General features: G+C 39.6%; 12 protein-coding genes and 1 other annotated feature. Of the genes, 10 read left to right on the top strand and 2 right to left on the bottom strand.

Going from position 1 to position 18,778, the window contains the following annotated elements; translation table 11 throughout:
- Positions 1-62 precede the first annotated feature (62 nt).
- The 7 genes from galA to hydG all read left to right on the top strand — a co-directional run bounded on the left by galA (position 63) and on the right by hydG (position 12,884).
- Positions 63-2,888, top strand: coding sequence for a beta-galactosidase GalA (gene galA, locus H8700_RS00645; protein ID WP_249302214.1), 2,826 nt, complete (start codon positions 63-65; stop codon positions 2,886-2,888).
- A 266-nt stretch (positions 2,889-3,154) separates the two neighbouring features.
- Entirely contained in the window at positions 3,155-4,492 is a 1,338-nt protein-coding gene (locus H8700_RS00640; RefSeq protein WP_249302212.1) for a methyl-accepting chemotaxis protein, read from the top strand.
- A gap of 67 nt (positions 4,493-4,559) precedes the next feature.
- Positions 4,560-4,787 (top strand) — a binding site (T-box leader).
- A gap of 197 nt (positions 4,788-4,984) precedes the next feature.
- Positions 4,985-7,630: a valine--tRNA ligase gene (locus H8700_RS00635; protein WP_249302210.1), complete on the top strand. Its 2,646-nt coding sequence runs from the start codon at positions 4,985-4,987 to the stop codon at positions 7,628-7,630.
- 476 nt (positions 7,631-8,106) lie between these two features.
- Positions 8,107-10,509, top strand: a complete 2,403-nt coding sequence (locus H8700_RS00630) for a glycoside hydrolase family 94 protein (protein ID WP_249302207.1) — start codon at positions 8,107-8,109, stop codon at positions 10,507-10,509.
- 139 nt (positions 10,510-10,648) lie between these two features.
- Positions 10,649-10,858, top strand: coding sequence for a hypothetical protein (locus tag H8700_RS00625; RefSeq protein ID WP_249302205.1), 210 nt, complete (start codon positions 10,649-10,651; stop codon positions 10,856-10,858).
- A 40-nt stretch (positions 10,859-10,898) separates the two neighbouring features.
- On the top strand, positions 10,899-11,144 hold the full coding sequence (locus tag H8700_RS00620; protein WP_022141280.1) for a TM1266 family iron-only hydrogenase system putative regulator: 246 nt from the start codon (positions 10,899-10,901) through the stop codon (positions 11,142-11,144).
- A 321-nt stretch (positions 11,145-11,465) separates the two neighbouring features.
- Entirely contained in the window at positions 11,466-12,884 is a 1,419-nt protein-coding gene (gene hydG / locus H8700_RS00615; protein WP_249302203.1) for a [FeFe] hydrogenase H-cluster radical SAM maturase HydG, read from the top strand.
- 359 nt (positions 12,885-13,243) lie between these two features.
- Here hydG and H8700_RS00610 read toward each other — a convergent pair whose 3' ends face one another.
- Positions 13,244-14,035 carry a PocR ligand-binding domain-containing protein gene (locus H8700_RS00610; protein ID WP_249302196.1) on the bottom strand — a complete coding sequence of 264 codons (792 nt, stop codon included), beginning with the start codon at positions 14,033-14,035 and terminating at the stop codon, positions 13,244-13,246.
- Positions 14,036-14,404: 369 nt separating this feature from the next.
- On the opposite strand from H8700_RS00610, the gene H8700_RS00605 reads away from it, so the two are divergent.
- The 3 genes from H8700_RS00605 (at position 14,405) to H8700_RS00595 (ending at position 17,029) form a co-directional block, all read left to right on the top strand.
- Entirely contained in the window at positions 14,405-15,703 is a 1,299-nt protein-coding gene (locus H8700_RS00605; protein ID WP_249302194.1) for an L-aspartate oxidase, read from the top strand.
- Positions 15,704-15,871: 168 nt separating this feature from the next.
- Positions 15,872-16,732, top strand: coding sequence for a carboxylating nicotinate-nucleotide diphosphorylase (gene nadC, locus H8700_RS00600; RefSeq protein WP_249302192.1), 861 nt, complete (start codon positions 15,872-15,874; stop codon positions 16,730-16,732).
- Between the two features lie 153 nt (positions 16,733-16,885).
- Entirely contained in the window at positions 16,886-17,029 is a 144-nt protein-coding gene (locus H8700_RS00595; RefSeq protein ID WP_178414106.1) for a hypothetical protein, read from the top strand.
- 197 nt (positions 17,030-17,226) lie between these two features.
- Here the strand turns inward: H8700_RS00595 and xylB are convergent, their stop codons facing one another.
- Positions 17,227-18,756, bottom strand: a complete 1,530-nt coding sequence (gene xylB, locus H8700_RS00590) for a xylulokinase (RefSeq protein ID WP_249302190.1) — start codon at positions 18,754-18,756, stop codon at positions 17,227-17,229.
- Between the last annotated feature and the right edge of the window lie 22 nt (positions 18,757-18,778).

The following is an 18,778-nucleotide window of genomic DNA, read 5'->3' as shown; positions in this document are numbered from 1 at the left end:
GCTAGTCAAAGAAAATAGTTTTTATGATACAGTAACAGATGTTAAAAACAGAGGAGTAAAGCATGCCAAGAGAACGTTATTTATTAAACAGAGATTGGCATTTTCATCTTGGAGAAGTTGAAAATGCCATTAAGACGGATCACGGAGTGATCTATAGTACAGCAAAAGCAGGAGCCTGCCAGGGAATACCACAGGCAGATTATGATGTGTCACAATGGCAGAAGGTTGACCTTCCTCATGACTGGTCAATCCATACACCATTTGATAAAGAAAATGTAGCAGACTGGGGATATAAATCCAGAGGAAAAGGATGGTATCGCCGTTCCTTTTTACTGCCCAAAGAAGCAAAGGACAAAAAGCTGGTACTCGGTTTTGAAGGAGTATCTACCCGTTGCATAGTTTATCTGAATGGAACAGAGATATTTCATAATACATCGGGGTATACGCCGTTTGAAATGGATATTACAGATATTGTGTACTTTGAAAATGTTCCGAATACGCTGGCTGTTTTTGTAGATGCAACAATCTGGGAAGGCTGGTGGTATGAAGGTGCAGGTATTTACCGTAGTGTGTGGTTAGAAATGATGCATCCGGTACATATAGATCGTGACAGTGTTTTTTTGAATCCGAAAGAGCAGGAAGATGGCAGTTTTGCCGTTGCGATAGAAGCCGAGATAGAAAATGCAACATCAGAAGTACAAAGAGGTAAATTGCAATGTTATCTGACTTCTCCAAACGGGCAAAAAGAACTTGTATGGGAAACAGAAAAGCAGAGTTTTGATCCGGATCAGACAAAAGTGACAGGAAGCTTTCTTAAAAAAGAGCCATTGTTATGGGATGTAAAACATCCGAATGTATATGAAGTTGAGATGATTCTTTTGCTGGAAGGAGCAAAAGAAGAAGAGATCATAGATTCTGTACAGACCGTTTGCGGTTTCCGAACAATCACCTTTGATGCTAAGAAAGGTTTTTTCTTAAATCATAAACCGGTGAAACTTTTTGGAACATGTAACCATCAGGATTTTGGCGGTATTGGTGTGGCTGTACCATCGAATCTGTGGGAATATCGCATTGAAAAGCTAAAAGCCATGGGAAGCAATGCGTATCGCTGCGCACATGGAATGCCTGCTGATGAACTGATCGAAGCGTGTGACAGAATGGGAATGCTTGTTTTAGATGAAAACCGCAATTTTTCTACATCTGTAGAAGCAATCGGTCAGCTTGAAACTTTAGTCAAAAGGCATCGCAATCATCCTAGTGTGATCTTGTATTCTATCTTTAATGAAGAGCCGTTAGAAGGAACCTTACAGGGGATGCGAATGGCAAAAAAGATGCGGCGTACGATATTACGATTAGATCCGGGCCGTTTCGTAACAGGTGCGATGCATGGTGGAATGTTAGAAGAAGAAAATGCAGCGATCGCTATTGATGTAGCAGGCGTTAATTACCAGCTTCCTATTTATGATGCCTTTCATGAAAAAAATCCTGCCATGCCGATGATCGCAACAGAAACGACATCTACGTTTTCTATAAGAGGCTGCTATGAAAAAGATGACAGCAAAAATCTCCTGGCATCGTATGATGATTCTCCTGCAGACTGGGGAAACACGGTTCGTGATACATGGAAAGCAATTATGGAACGGGACTTTGTAGCAGGTGGTTTTATGTGGACCGGCTTTGATTATCTCGGAGAGCCGACACCACATGTATGGCCGTCGGTATCCTCTTTCTTTGGTCTTCTTGATCTTTGTGGATTTGAAAAAGACGGCTTTTATCTTGCAAAAGCAATCTTTGAAAAAGAACCGGTGTGTCATGTACTTCCACATTGGAACCATAAAGGAAAAGAAGGCAGTCCGATCCGTGTGATGTCACATACTAATTGTGAAGAAGCGGAGCTTTTTGTGAATGGAGAAAGCTTTGGCAGAAAAAATGTGGATCTGTTTAAGCAATGCGAGTGGATCGTGCCGTATCAACCCGGTCAGATCCGTTTAGACGGATACCGGGATGGAAAAGTTGTTTCATCCGATATACAAATGACAACCGGAGAATGTAAAGATATCCGTTTATCTTCGTGGAAAAAGAATATTTTGGAAAATGGTGAGTATGCAGCAGTGATCATCATAGAAGCAATCGATGCATCAGGTCTTGTGGTGCCGGATTGTAATCTAATGACAGAGATTACCGTTGAAGGCGGAAAGTTACTTGGAAGCTGTAATGGAGATCCGAATTGTCATGAGCCGTTTGACGGAAAGGTAAGAAGTATCTTTCATGGAAAATGCATGGCAGTAGTCAGACCGAATCGTGGTGTAAATGAATTAAAAGTGATGGTAAGAGCTGAATTAACCGAACAAAGGAACGGTCTTTTCAGTGATGTACAGGATCATTGCGAAAAGCCGATCGATAGCTTTTTAAAGAAAAGTCTGATTCTTCCTGTGGTAAGTGCAAAAGAAGCAAAAGAACTTAGCACCGTACAGGAGATGGCATTGACACATTGGAAACTATCACCGGTGTCGGAAGAAAGACCGGATGTTTTACAAAAGACAGAGTCCTTTGATATGAATTCATGGCAGGACATTTATGTAAATAAAGAGAGCGGTTCACCCAAAGTCCTTGAAAATGCCAAAGGAAAATATGTTATATATCAGCAGGAAGTACAGATACCAAAAGAGATTAACGGACATTTTCCGGAGTTATACCTGTATGGTATCTGGGGAGAATGCGAAGTATATATCAATGAAGAGAAGAGAACGGAGTTTGCTTATGAATGGGCAGTACCGCATACAATCAAATTAGAGCCGAAGGATTGCAAAAGGACAGATATTCGCATATTAGTAAAAAGCATCAATGATTTCGGTGCCGGATTAAATTCAACTGTTACTTTGCGTTGATCAAAAAAAGGTCAATATAGAAAAGTTATATCAGTTTATAGGAAATATTGCTGATTTTTATAGAAGAACAATGAGTTGTGACTACATTTATGAAGATTTAATTTAAATAAAAATAATTATTTGTTCATATCTTTGTCATAAAATGAGTTCAAAATAATAGTATTGACGCAATAGAGAACATTTAGCCATCAATCACACAGCAAAAAGCAGGCTGTGTGTTGAGAATGGCAGATAAAAAAAGAAATGGATAAAGGGGAGGATTTATAATGTTTGAAAAAAAGTTACAAAGTCTGAGTCTTAAGAACAAATTGAATTACGGGTATAAGTTTATTATTATGCTGATGATCATATCCGGATTTTTTGCCATTGTTAGTCTGACGGTGTTTTTTGTTACGATACAGGGTGGTATGAGCGGAGGACAGCTTGGAGCAGGAGCAGTTAAAAATAACCTTATACATTTCATAGCAAGTATTGTATTTATTGTTATGTTTATCATCGCAGCTGTAATTGTTGCCCGAAAGATTGGAAATTATGCCGTTAATTCGATTACACAACCGATTGCAGAAATCGAAAAGGTAGCAAAAGATCTTGCAGCAGGAGATTTACATAGTGAATTAGAATTTCATTCTGATGATGAAGTCGGTCTTTTAGCACATAATATGCGTAAATCCATTCGTATTCTTGGCTCATATGTTGACGATATTTCAAGAGCAATGAGCGAGTTCTCAAAAGGTAATTTTGATGTACATCCGGAAGTGGAATGGAAAGGCGATTTTAAAGGAATCTTAGATTCGTTTATGATGTTTGAAGAGAGTATGGCTACTACAGTTAAGGGAATCCAGAGTGTTGCTGATGAAGTGGCAAGCGGTTCGGAACAGGTATCAGACAGTTCTACAAACCTTGCAGAAGGTGCTACAGAACAGGCAAGTATTACACAGGAACTCGCCGCAACGATCACAGAAGTATCCGAGGAAGTTTCACGAAATGCCGAATCTGCTAAAGTGATTAGCAATAAAGTGGATGAACTTGGCACAGAGATTGCAACAGGTAATGGCAAGATGCAAGAAATGGTACAGTCTATGAGTGATATCAGTGAAGCATCGGAACAGATCGGAAAGATCATTGCTACGATCAATGACATTGCTTCACAGACAAATCTGTTAGCGTTAAATGCATCGATTGAAGCAGCCAGAGCAGGTGAAGCCGGAAAAGGTTTTGCGGTTGTGGCCGATCAAGTTGCTGTCTTAGCAGCACAGAGTGCAGAAGCAGCAAAAGAATCTGCGGTTCTGATCGATACTTCCGTTCAAGCAGTTGAAAAAGGAACGGTTATTGCAGATCAGACAGCAAAGCAGTTAGAAAATGTAGCAGAGGGTTCTAAAGTCATCACGGATGAAGTGACCAAGATTGCAAAGATCCTTGGATTACAGGAGGATTCTTTCCATCAGATCAATACAGGTGTAGATCAGATCAATGATGTCGTACAGACAAACTCCGCTACTTCACAGGAATGTGCGGCCGCCAGTCAGGAGATGAGTACACAGGCTGAGAACCTAAATGAATTGATCCGTAAATTTAAAGTAGCTCACTTCGCCCATAAGGAATAAAAAACGGCTCGGTTCTGTTAAATTAAAGCTTGACGAACGGTAATGAGTCTAGTATCATATATAAGATATAAAATCATTGAGGAAGAAGAGTACAGGCAGTTTCCTTTAAGAGAGAGCAGTTCATTGGCTGTAAGGCTGCTTAAGCAGAAATGTCTGGAAGGTAGCTTCTAAGATGCAACTCTGAGAAACGTTCGTATTAGGAGTTGCCGGGTTGTTCCGTTAAAGATACAAAGAGAAAAGGATCGTAGATCCTGAAACAAAAAAGGTGGTACCGCGTAGAATATTCGCCCTTTACTATTTGGATGATAGCAAATAGTAAAGGGCTTTTCTTTTCCCTTTTTACAAAAGCAGCGACAACAAAAGGAAAGCAGCTCTTGTCTATAGCAGATGCTGGACATCGGATCTTTTTTGGGTAAGGAAAAAGGGTGTTGTCAGCAATAGAAAAGAAAGCATCCAAAATACAAGGAACACAAAGAAAGGAAATAGAATCATATGGCAAAAGAATTAGAAAAAAATTACAATCCTGCCGATATTGAGCCAAGAACATATCAAAAATGGCAGCAGAAGAAGTATTTTCATGCAGAGGTAGATCGTGACAAGAAACCATTTACGATCGTTATGCCACCTCCAAACATTACAGGACAGCTTCATATGGGACATGCTTTGGATAACACATTACAGGATATCCTGATTCGTTTTAAGAGAATGCAGGGATATGAAGCATTGTGGGTACCGGGAACCGATCATGCTTCGATCGCAACAGAGGCAAAAGTCGTAGAAAAGCTTCGTGAGCAGGGCATTTCTAAGGAAGAGATCGGAAGAGAAAAGTTCTTAGAGCATGTATGGGACTGGAAGAAGCAGTATGGTGGACGTATCGTAGAGCAGTTAAAGAAGATCGGTTCATCCTGCGACTGGGACAGAGAACGTTTTACAATGGACGAAGGCTGTTCGAAAGCCGTTAAGGAAGTTTTCGTAAAATTATATAACAAAGGTCTGATCTATCGTGGTGAACGAATCATCAACTGGTGTCCTCATTGCTTAACATCGATTTCCGATGCAGAAGTAGAATATGAGGATCAGGCAGGTCATTTCTGGCATCTGCGTTATAAGACAACAGATGGAACCGGTTATATCGATCTGGCAACGACACGTCCTGAAACATTGCTTGGTGATACGGCTGTTGCAGTTAATCCAAAAGATGATCGTTACAAAGACATGGTTGGCAAGATGTTAGATCTGCCGATCGTACACCGTCAGATTCCGATCATCGCAGATGATTATGTAGATATGGAATTTGGTACCGGTGTTGTAAAAATCACTCCGGCACACGATCCTAACGATTTTGAGGTGGGACTGCGTCATAATCTTGAAGTGATCAATGTCTTGACCGATGATGCTAAGATTGTAGAAGATTATCCAAAATATGCCGGTATGGATCGTTATGAGGCAAGAAAAGCAATCGTAGCGGATCTGGAAGCAGAAGGCGCACTTCTTAAAACAGAAGAACATGAACACAATGTAGGAACCTGTTATCGCTGTGGAACAACGGTTGAGCCACGTGTATCAAAACAGTGGTTTGTTGCGATGCAGGATCTTGCAAAGCCTGCGATCGAAGCTGTCAAGAAAGGCGATACAAAGTTTGTTCCGCCACACTTTGATAAGACATATTATCATTGGTTAGAAGGAATCAGAGATTGGTGCATTTCCCGCCAGTTATGGTGGGGACATCAGATTCCGGCATTTTACTGTGACGATTGTGGTGAAATGGTTGTTACAAAAGAGACAAGCTGCAACTGTCCGAAATGCGGTAAGCCAATGCGTCAGGATCCTGATACATTGGATACTTGGTTCTCATCTGCATTATGGCCATTCTCTACTCTTGGCTGGCCGGACAAGACAGAAGAATTCGATTACTTCTATCCAACCAGTACGTTAGTAACCGGATATGATATTATTTTCTTCTGGGTAATCCGTATGATGTTCTCAGGTTTAGAACATACAGGAGAAGTTCCGTTCAATACCGTTTTGATCCATGGTCTGGTAAGAGACAGTCAGGGACGTAAGATGAGTAAATCACTTGGTAACGGTATTGATCCGTTAGAGGTAATCGATAAATACGGTGCCGATGCACTTCGTTTTACTCTTGTTACCGGAAATGCACCGGGAAATGATATGCGTTTCTATTGGGAACGTGTAGAAGCAAGCCGTAACTTTGCAAACAAAGTATGGAATGCTTCCCGCTTTATCATGATGCATCTGGGTGACGCAAAGATCACGAAACCGGCAAAAGAAGATCTGGAAGTCATCGATCAGTGGATATTATCTGCCGTGAACACCTTGGCAAAAGATGTGACTGAGAATATGGAAAAATACGAACTCGGTATTGCGGTACAAAAGATCTATGACTTTATCTGGACAGAATTTTGTGACTGGTATATCGAGCTTGTTAAGCCAAGACTCTTTAACAAAGAAGAAGATCCGGTATCTGCAAATGCTGCTTTCTGGACATTAAAGACAGTTTTAATTGATTCTTTGAAACTGTTACATCCGTATATGCCATTTATTACAGAAGAGATCTTCTGTACATTACAGTCAGAAGAAGAGTCGATCATGATCTCAAAATGGCCGGAGTTTGATGCTGCCTGGGAGAACAAAGATGCTGAAAACAAAGCAGAAATGATGAAAAACCTGATCCGTGGTATCCGTAATATCCGTACAGAGATGAATGTTGCACCATCACGAAAAGCGCAGGTTTACATTGTTGCTGATGACACAAAGATTTGTGACAGCTTAAAAGAATTGGTGGGAACATACCAGCATATGATCTCGGCTTCGGAAGTATTTGTACAGATGGACAAGACAGGTATTGATGAAAATGCGGTATCCGTAGTGATCGACAAAGCAACAGTTTATATGCCGCTTGCTGACCTGATCGACTTTGAGAAGGAAAAAGAACGTCTTGCAAAAGAGCAAAAACGTTTAGAGGGCGAGTTAAAACGTGTTCATGGTATGTTAAATAACGAAAAATTCATGAGTAAAGCTCCTGAAGCAAAGATTGCCGAGGAGAAAGAAAAGCTTGCGAAGTACGAAAGCATGATGGCTAAAGTACAAGAGCAATTAAAAGCATTGGAAAAATAATAATTGAACGCATGATGTAATGTGGAAGTCTTTCTGTATTTTATGTATGACATAAGATACAGAAAGACTTTTTTATGAAATAGGAAACTGCTCGTACAGTGGTGGTACACCAACAAGAATTGCTTTAGCAATTCTTGGAGTGCAAAGTGTTGGCTTTGCACTTTTTTATGGAATAGGAAACTGCTCATATAGTAGCGGAATACCAACAAGAATTGCTTTAGCAATTCTTGGAGTGCAAAGTGCTGGCTTTGCACTTTTTTATTTGGGAAAAGATTCAAACATCAAAATAGTGTTAGAAAATGCGATAATATTTCTTGCGTATCAAGTCATGCTATCGTATAATAAACCTAGTGTGCAAATTTGCTTTTGGGCGGATTGCATCAGAAAAAAGAGCATACGTGATATTGTACTCAAAAGTCAATATTGCATAAAAAAGAAATCATAACAGATCAATGAATGACAAGGAGGAAAGATTAATGAATTTTGGCTATTTCGATGAAGAAAAAAGAGAATATGTCATTACAAAACCAAATACACCTGCTCCATGGTGTAATTATTTAGGTTCACCGGAATACGGTGCGATCATTTCAAACAACGCAGGCGGATACAGTTTCGTAAAAAGTGGTGCGAACGGACGTATTCTTCGTTATCACTTCAACAGTGATGATACACCGGGACGTTATATCTATTTAAGAGATGATGAGAACGGAGATTTCTGGTCAGCTTCATGGCAGCCGGTTGGTAAAGACTTAAATGAATATAAGAGTGAAGTACATCATGGTACCGCTTATACAAAGATGTTTGCGGAATATGCCGGAATCAAATCAGAGGCTATGTATTATGTTCCTTTGAACAAAGTATATGAAGTATGGTGCTTAAAGGTAACAAATGCATCTGATAAGCCTAGAAAGATCTCAGCATTCGGTTATGCAGAACTTTCAAATGATGATAACTACAACCAGGATCAGGTCAACCTTCAGTATTCACTTTGTACAACAAATACAAGCTTCCGTAAGAATAAAATCTATCAGCAGATCAACTTAAACTGGTACAAAGGTCCTGATGGAAGTAACGGAAAAGAACGTTTCTTTGGTTTGGCAGGACAGCCTGTAACATCCTATAACGGTGACAAAGAAGCATTTATCGGAATGTATCATGATTATGGTAATCCGATCGCTGTAGAGCGTGGCGAGTGTGATGGCGTATGCAACTACAATGAGAACAGTTGTGGTGCATTACATACAGCATTAGAGCTTGCGCCTGGTGAGACTAAGACAATGGCATTTATCTTAGGAAGACACAAAGAATCTGTTGCAGACGAGATCATCGCTTCTTATGAAGATGTATCTGTATGTGACAAAGAGATTGAAGAGTTAAAAAATTACTGGCATGCGAAGTTAGATAACTTCAAGATCAATACACCAAGCCCTGCATTCAACAGCATGGTTAATACATGGAATGCATACCAGTGTTTCTTAACATTTACATGGTCAAGAGCAGCTTCTTTCATTTACTGCGGAGAGCGTAATGGTTACGGATACCGTGATACGGTTCAGGATATTCAGGGTGTGATCCATACTGATCCGGAAGCAGCTTTAGAAAAGATCCGTTTTATGTTATCTGCTCAGGTTGATAATGGTGGAGGACTTCCATTGGTTCGTTTCGATCATGCGGAACGTGCCGGTCATGAAGGTACACCGGATGATCCTGATTATGTACGTGAGACAGGACATCCTGCATATCGTGCGGATGATGCGTTATGGTTATTCCCAACAGTTTACAAATACATTGCTGAGACAGGACAGCTTGACTTCATCGATGAAGAGATCACATGGTCTAACATTGAAGAAAAAGCAACAGTATATGAGCATTTAAAGAGAGCGATTGCATTCTCAATGAACCATTTAGGACCACATGGTCTTCCGGCAGGTCTTCATGCAGACTGGAACGACTGTCTCCGTCTCGGTGCACAGGGTGAGTCTTCTTTCGTAGCACTTCAGTTATACTATGCATTTACGATCATGCGTAAATTTGCCGAGAAGAAGAATGATACAGAGTATATCGCATACTTAGATAAGACACAGAAAGAGATCGGTGAAAAGATCAACAAATACTGGTGGGAAGATGACCGCTTTAACCGTGGTTTCAAGGACACAGGAGAATTGATCGGTTCTAAGAAAGATCCGGAAGCAAGTATGTGGTTAAACCCACAGTCATGGGCTGTTATTTCCGGTCTTGCTACAAAAGAGCAGGCTGAGAAAGCATTAGAGTCTGTAGACAGAGAATTAAATACAGCATATGGTGCAAAAGTAATGGCACCTTCTTATGTAGATCATTACTTTGATGGTGCATTGGCAGGATTATTCCCACCATCTACAAAAGAAAATGGTGGTATCTTCTCTCAGACACAGGGATGGATCATTCTTGCAGAAGCTTTAATGGGACATGGAAACAAAGCATTCGAGTATTTTGAAGAGAGTTCTCCATCATCACAGAATGATAAAGCAGAGATACGTAAATTAGAGCCATATGTACATGGTCAGTACACAGAAGGTGACGAAAGTCCGTTCCATGGACGTTCTCATGTACACTGGCTGACCGGTACAGCATCTACTTGTATGGTAGGCTGTGTAGAAGGTATCTGTGGTATGCGTCCTGACTTAGATGGTCTTCGCGTTGCTCCAACGATTCCAAGTGACTGGAAAGAGTTCACAATGGAGAAGACATTCCGTGGAAGCACTGTTAAGATTACAGTCGAGAATCCAAATGGCGCAGAAGCAGGATTCAAAGAATTCTACATCAATGGAGAGAAGCAGGATGACAACTACATTCCGGCTTCAAAACTCACACCGGTTACAGAAGTAAGAATGGTAATGTAAGACCAAGCGGATCAAAAATCAAAATAAAAGTATTACAAAAAACGTTCTAAAGCAAAAGGTTCGTCCTGATGTTAAGGCTGTTATAATGTAATGGGAGATATCGCATATCTTTTATGAAAATAATAGGTATGCGTTATCCTTGCGTTATAAGAAGACATATCCTAATGCAGCCAAGCATAACGGGATATGTCTTTTTTACTATATAGGAAAATGCTCGTACAGTAGTGGCACACCAACAAGAATTGCTTTAGCAATTCTTGGAGTGCAAAGCGCTGGCTTTGCACTTTTTTATGGAATAGGAAACTGCTCGTGCAGTCATAAAGGTTCGAATCAGGAAAATGCTTTATGAACGGTAGTGTGTAAACCACATGAAATGAGGTGAAAGCAGAATGGAGAAACGCATTGCAATCTTAGGAATCATCATAGAAGATACGGAAGTGGTTTCGAAGGTCAATGAACTTTTACACCGGCAGCGAGAGTATATTATCGGCAGAATGGGTATGCCCTATAAAGAAAAAAACATATCTGTGATCAGCATTGTAATGGATGCACCGAATGATGTGATCAGTGCATTGTCCGGGAAACTGGGGATGTTAGAGGGTGTCAGTGCCAAAGCCGTCTATTCTAAAAAATAGAAATGCAAAAAGAAAAAAGCAACATACAAAACTGACAGAAAAGCGAAAAAAAGCAGTATACAAAGCAGACAGAAAAACAAAAGAAAAAACAGTATACAAGCTGATAGAAAAGTGAAAAGAAAAAACAGTACACAAAGCAGACAAAAAAACGAAAAGAAAAAAACAGTATATAAAGCTGATAGAAAAGCGAAAAGAAAAACAGTATACAAAGCAGACAGAAAAACGAAAAGAAAACAAAGTATACAAAGCTGATAGAAAAGCGAAAAGAAAAAAGTAAACAAAACCGACAGAAATGTGAAAATAGAAAATGGAGGAAAACAAATGGGATATAATATGAAGTCCATGAAGGCAGAGGAATTTATCAATGATGAAGAGATTTTAGAAAGCCTTGCCTATGCAAAAAAAAATAAAGACAACCAAAGTCTGATCAATGAAATTTTGGAAAAGGCAAAAAAAGCAAAGGGAATTTCCCATAAAGAAGCTGCTGTTTTGATGGAATGTGATATTCCGGAAGTCAATGAGCAGATCAAAGAACTGGCAAAAGAGATCAAGCAGAAGTTTTATGGCAATCGTATTGTCATGTTTGCACCATTGTATCTGTCAAACTATTGTGTCAATGGATGTACTTATTGCCCATATCATTATAAGAATAAACATATTGCACGTAAGAAATTATCACAGGAAGATATCCGTAAAGAGGTTATTGCCCTGCAGGATATGGGACATAAGCGTCTGGCGTTGGAAGCCGGAGAAGATCCGGTCAACAACCCATTGGAATATATCCTGGAAAGTATAGAAACGATTTACAGCATTAAGCATAAAAACGGTGCGATCCGGCGTGTCAATGTTAATATTGCCGCAACGACTGTGGAAGATTATGCAAAATTAAAAGATGCCGGAATCGGCACATATATTCTTTTCCAGGAAACATATAATAAGAAAGCATATGAAAAATTACATCCAACCGGACCAAAACACAACTATGCCTATCATACAGAAGCCATGGATCGTGCGATGCAGGGTGGCATTGATGATGTAGGACTTGGTGTTTTGTTTGGACTTGAAATGTATCGTTATGAATTGGTTGGTATCTTAATGCATGCAGAGCATTTAGAGGCAGTACATGGTGTCGGCCCGCATACGATCAGTGTGCCACGTATCTGTCCTGCTGATGATATCGATACTGCTGACTTTTCCAATGCGGTACCGGATGAGATTTTTGAAAAGATTGTTGCGATCATTCGTATTGCTGTTCCATATACCGGAATGATCGTATCAACCAGAGAATCACAAAAGACGCGTGAAGAAGTGTTACAGCTTGGTATCTCGCAGATCAGCGGTGGTTCGCGTACCAGCGTAGGCGGTTATACGGTACCGGTTCGTGACGACAGTTCTGCCCAGTTTGATGTCAGTGATACCAGAAGCTTAGATGAAGTGGTCAACTGGCTGATGAAATTAGGATATATTCCGAGCTTTTGCACTGCCTGTTATCGTGCCGGCAGAACCGGTGACCGCTTTATGTCATTACTCAAGTCAGGTCAGATCGTCAATTGCTGTCAGCCAAATGCATTGATGACATTGAAAGAATACCTTGAAGATTACGCATCACCAGAAACAAAAGAGATTGGTGAAAAGCTGATCGAAAAAGAGATCTTAAATGTTCCTAATGAGAAAGTCAGAGAAAAAGCAATGGAATATCTGAAGGAATTAAATGGAGGAAAAAGAGATTTCCGTTTCTGATATTATAATAGGAAACAAAATAGCAGCGATGTTTCGACACAATAAAGAAATAGATGTTAAAAAAGCAAGATAAAATACAGTAAACTGATAGAAGCAGCAAGATAATATAGGAAAACGTGAGTTGTTTTGTAAAAATGAAAAGCATCAATTTTTGTGATTCATGCTAAAGAAGAATACAGACTATGAAAAGAGCCGTAAGCAACATAATAATATTGTGTTACATACGGCTCTATGATTACCCTGTAATATATAATGATCATGAAATAAATCAACACTATGTAAAAGATGCTTTCACAATTGCTGTAAATTGTAATGACTGATCATTACAATTTATGATAAAGTTATCGGGCTTTGCTCCTTTATTGTCTTTCTTCTTCAAATAGTGAAGATAGGTGGTTGATTGATTTTGTGATCTGTGCAACAGAGTTATCAATATCTCCATAAATCGTAGCAGATTGTGAAGAAAGATCTCCCATGCTTTTTGCTACAACGGCAAAGCCGACACCGGCTTCTCCGCTTCTGGCTGCTTCAATAGAAGCATTCAAAGAAAGCATTTTCTGCTTGTTTGCAATAGACTGTAAGGAATGGGTATTGTTATTGATCGTTTCGATCAAATCTGTTGCATTCTTAATTTCTGCACTTAATTCATCTAATTTGCCAACAGTTTTTGCTTTTACATATTCCAGATTGATCAACTGGTTCATGATCAGCCCCAGTAAGTCCGCAGAAGCTCTGATCTTTGCTTCGGTACTTCTTGGAACCTTATTTAATGCCTGAATATATGCATCAGGATCAATGTTTAATTCTCTTGCAACAGCACGGAATTCTTCTTCATCAGGTTCTTTTGGTAAAACTTGTCCGCCAATGATCGAACCAAGCTTTTTATCATTAATCATAAGATCAATTGAGAAGTCCATTAAGCCGGCATGGCAAAAATAAGTGCCGCTGCATTCGGAATCACATTTTATACAACGCTTGTTACCCTCTAGAGAACCTCTGGTATACTTCATACAAAAGTCTGTAAAATTACTTCCCTCTGTCAGATATTGTCCATCGTTGTCAATTGCAATGGCAGCAAGTCCGGTTGCATTGGAAAACTCATCCTGTACTTCTTGCATTTTTTGTAAGTCCATAAAATCTCTGATATTCATACGCATCTCCGATCTTGTGCAAATTCTTTACACATATATTTTTTTTGGTTATCTCTTATTTGATAGTCTATATATTATGTATTATACAATAAAAAGGAGAAAAAAACAATTTAATGGAAAGATTTTGCTCATTTTGTTTGGAATTTTAGAAAATATCATGTATACTTTGCTTTTTGCCTTTGTATGTCCTATACAATTTCAATATATGTTAGAATAATGTCTGTTATATTATCAGGAATGATCGGAAAGGGGGATGTGCTTGTAAAGAATCAGCATTTATGCTATACTCGCATTATTGTGGGTATTTTGTGCCAGTCAGTATTTTCTGTTTTTGATCTTGAAAAGTTTAGATGGAAAAGAGATGGCAGAATGGAGATTAACATGAAAAGAACAGATGTTGTAATTATAGGTACCGGAGCCGCAGGTCTATATTGTGCATTACATATACCGGAGGAGATTAATGTTTTAATGATCACAAAAGAAGCATTTGATCAGAGCGATTCTTTCTTAGCACAAGGGGGCATGTGTATGCTTCGTGATGAAGAAGATTATGAAGGGTATTTCGAAGATACAATGAGAGCAGGTCATTATGAGAATGATAAAAAGTCTGTGGAAGTTATGATTCGTTCGTCACAGGATGTTGCAAAAGAGCTGCTTGCATATGGTGTTGATTTTAATCGTGAAAACGGAAAACTTGTCTTTACAAGAGAGGGTGGTCATAGTCGTCCGAGAATCTTGTTTCATGAAGATGTCACCGGTAAAGAAATTACAGGAACATTATATGAGAACGCAAAGAAGAGAAAGAATATTACAATCTTAGAATACACAACAATGCTCGATATATTAGAAAAAGATAACTGCTGTTATGGTATTGTAATGCAGGATCAGGATGGAACGATCGAAAGTGTTCAGGCAAAATACACGGTGTTTGCCTGTGGCGGACTTGGCGGTCTGTACCGACATTCCACAAATTTTCGTCATATTACAGGAGATGCTCTTGCGATTGCAAAAAAGCATGCGATTACATTAGAGCATGTGGACTATATCCAGATTCATCCTACAACCTTATATTCTGAAAAACCCGGAAGACGTTTCCTGATCTCAGAATCTGTCCGGGGAGAAGGAGCAATCCTGCTAAATAAAAAGAAAGAGCGTTTTTGCAATGAATTGCTTCCGCGTGATGTTGTAACAGCAGAGATTAAAAAGCAGATGGCGGCAGATAATATGCCATATGTCTGGCTTTCTATGGAACGTATTCCCAAGGAAGAGATAGAGACGCATTTTCCGAATATTTTGCAAAGGTGTTTAGAAGAGGGCTATGATCCGACCAAAGAATGCATTCCGGTTGTGCCGGCACAGCATTATTTTATGGGTGGGATTAAAGTGGATCTTTCTAGCAAGACATCCATGAATCGTCTTTACGCAGTTGGAGAAATATCATGTAATGGTGTCCACGGAAAGAATCGTCTTGCAAGTAATTCATTGTTAGAATCAATGGTTTTTGCAAAGAGAGCGGCACAAGCAATCTGTGGAGAAATCAAAACGGTAACATTTGATGATACGATAAAAGAAGCAGATGCAGCTTTGTATGCAAACATTGAGAAGTTGAAAGAAGAGTATAAAAAGATTGTATTAGATGAGATTGAAAGAGAAAAACAAAGTCATTAAAAAGTGATACATTTCACATTGATGAAAAATTATTGAAGTGAAAAAACATTGAAGGTAATATATATTACATTAACGAAAAAGTCTGTTGAACCATATTTATATAGTAACTTATAAACCGGAATACATGTATTTATGTATCGAAAAGATAGTATACGAGGAGAGAGGAACATGAATGATCCAATTACATTTAAGGTAAACGTCGATAAGCTGCTGATGATGGCATTAGAAGAAGATATCACAAGTGAAGATATCTCAACAAATTGTGTGATGCCGGAATACCGGAAAGGCAGTGTAGATCTGATCTGCAAGCAGGATGGTGTGATCGCAGGTCTTGGTGTTTTTAAAAGAGTGTTTGAACTGTTAGATGATACGGCTGCTTTTGATATGAAAGTAAAAGATGGAGACAGAGTAACAAAAGGACAGTTGATGGGTGTGGTAACCGGAGATATCCGAGCACTTTTATCAGGAGAGCGTACCGCATTGAATTATTTACAGCGCATGAGCGGAATCGCTACTTATACCAATGAGATCGTTAAAATGTTAGAAGGAAGCCACACAACACTTCTCGATACCAGAAAGACAACACCGAATATGAGAATTTTTGAAAAATATGCCGTAAAAGCCGGTGGTGCAACAAATCATCGTTATAACCTTTCGGATGCGGTTATGTTAAAAGATAACCATATCGGTGCAGCAGGCAGTATTACAAAGGCAGTGAAGATGGCAAGAGATTATGTTTCTTTTGTCAACAAAGTAGAAGTGGAAGTGGAAAATCTTGATATGGTCCGTGAAGCAGTAGAAGCCGGTGCGGATATCATTATGCTTGACAATATGTCACATGATGAGATGAAAGAAGCAATTAAGATCATAGATGGACGTGCTTTGACAGAATGCTCAGGCAATGTTACAAAAGAAAACATTCCAAATATTGTTGATCTTGGTGTCGATTATGTATCGAGCGGTGCATTGACACATTCTGCTCCTATTATGGATATTTCATTGAAAAACCTGCATGCAGTAGAAGAGTAATGTCTGTGATCGCAGTGCAAAAACCATAGAAAATAAAATAGATAAAATAAAAAAAGAGGCTGCTGTCAGTGTGGAAGATTCCCTGTCAAGGATACAGAGGATATACCGAACTGACAGCAGTCTTTTGACTGTCAGAAAAGATATCAGGCGGAAATGGCACAGAGAAAATACCAGATTGATAAAGAGCATATGGCAAAGTTGGCACTTGTGGGAGCTATAGCTGAAAATGGAAGACAGGTTGGAAGAGGACTGAACAATATTGCGGAATCGAATCGAGACAGAATGCATTATTGGTAGACAGAAATTTTATTACAGGATACAAAAAGGATGAAAAGCAGATCATGGCTTTTCATCCTTTTTGTATTCATTTTAAAATAAAATTTTTTCGCTCTTCTTTACGAATTTTATAACTGATAGAAATGTTCTTATAAAACTCCTGATAAATAAGCTTTATAAATGCATTCCGATAAATTTTCGTATCAGATAGAAATCTCTTACAGTTCTGCTAATGCATCAAACTGATCCTTTAATGCAGGATAGAGATTTTTATAGATCTGATGGAATTTAGCATATTCTTTTGTGTTTTCAGGAACAGGTTTACATTCTTTTGCAGGATCTTTGTGGATCATCTTGCGGCATGCTGCTTCTACGCTTTCGTAGATGCCTGCACCAACACCGGCAAGGATGGCAACACCGAGAGCAGGACCTTCTGTTGCTGTAACGGTATTGACATCACAGCCAAACATATCAGCCATCATCTGACGCTGTACACCATTCTTGGCACCACCGCCACAAGCCATCATATCATTTACTTTAACACCCATTTCTGAGAGGATATCTTTGCAATCTGTTAAAGAATAGCTGATACCTTCCATGACAGCACGGGCAAGGTCTGCACGGGTATGCATGCTGGACAAACCAAAGAATACACCACGGCAGTTTGCATCAAGATGAGGAGTACGCTCGCCATTCAAGTAAGGAAGATAGATCAGACGGTTTGCACCGATCGGAGTCTTTAAGACATCTGCATTGATCAGATCAAAGACGCCACAGCCTTTTTCTTTTGCTTCCTGAACATAAGAAGCACCCATATTATCCTGATACCATGCCAGAGAGTAACCGGCAGCCTGTGTAACACCCATAACATGCCATGCACCCGGTACGGCACAGCAGAAAGTATGTACACGACCTTTTGGATCGATAGCAATATCACTGGAATGAGCAAATACGACACCACTTGTTCCGATGGTTGTGAATGCTTTACCATCTTCTACAACGCCTGTACCAACAGCGGCAGCAGCGTTATCACCTGCACCACCTACTACAACCGTAGAAGTAGAAAGACCTGTCTTCTTTGCAATCTCCGGTAAGATCGTTCCGGTTACTTCCGGTGATTCATATACCTTTGCAAGTAAGCTCTTATCGATATCAAGCTTTTCTAAGACTTCATCAGACCATTGACGTTTTGGTACGTCTAACAGCTGCATTCCTGATGCATCCGATACTTCTGTAGCAAATTCACCGGTTAATACATAGCGTACATAATCCTTTGGAAGAAGGATGTGTTTACACTTTGCATAATTTTCCGGTTCATGGTTACGAACCCAGAGAATCTTAGAAGCAGTAAAACCGGTTAATGCAGGGTTTGCTGTAATCTCGATCAGTCTTTTTGCACCGACTTTTTCAGTAATCTCTTCGCATTCTTTTTCGGTACGCTGGTCACACCAGATGATAGAAGGACGGATCACTTCACCGGCTTCATCTAACATAACAAGACCATGCATCTGACCTGAAATACCAAGTCCTTTGATGTCTTCCGCATTGACACCGGATTCCTTTACAACGGCTGCAATGGTTTCTAAAGCAGCGTCACGCCAGTCTTCCGGTTTCTGCTCTGCCCATCCGTTTTGTGGAGTATAAAGCGGATAATCTTTTCCGGCAGATGCGATCACTTCACCGTTTTCATCAAAGAGTACGGTTTTGGTAGAAGAAGTTCCTAAATCAATACCAATTAAATAATTCATACAAATCCTCATTTCTGCGCTC

Origin of the sequence: Jutongia hominis, assembly GCF_014384965.1 — a bacterium.
GTDB lineage: Bacteria > Bacillota > Clostridia > Lachnospirales > Lachnospiraceae > Butyribacter > Butyribacter hominis.
This window is presented reverse-complemented; position numbering and strand designations above follow the sequence as displayed.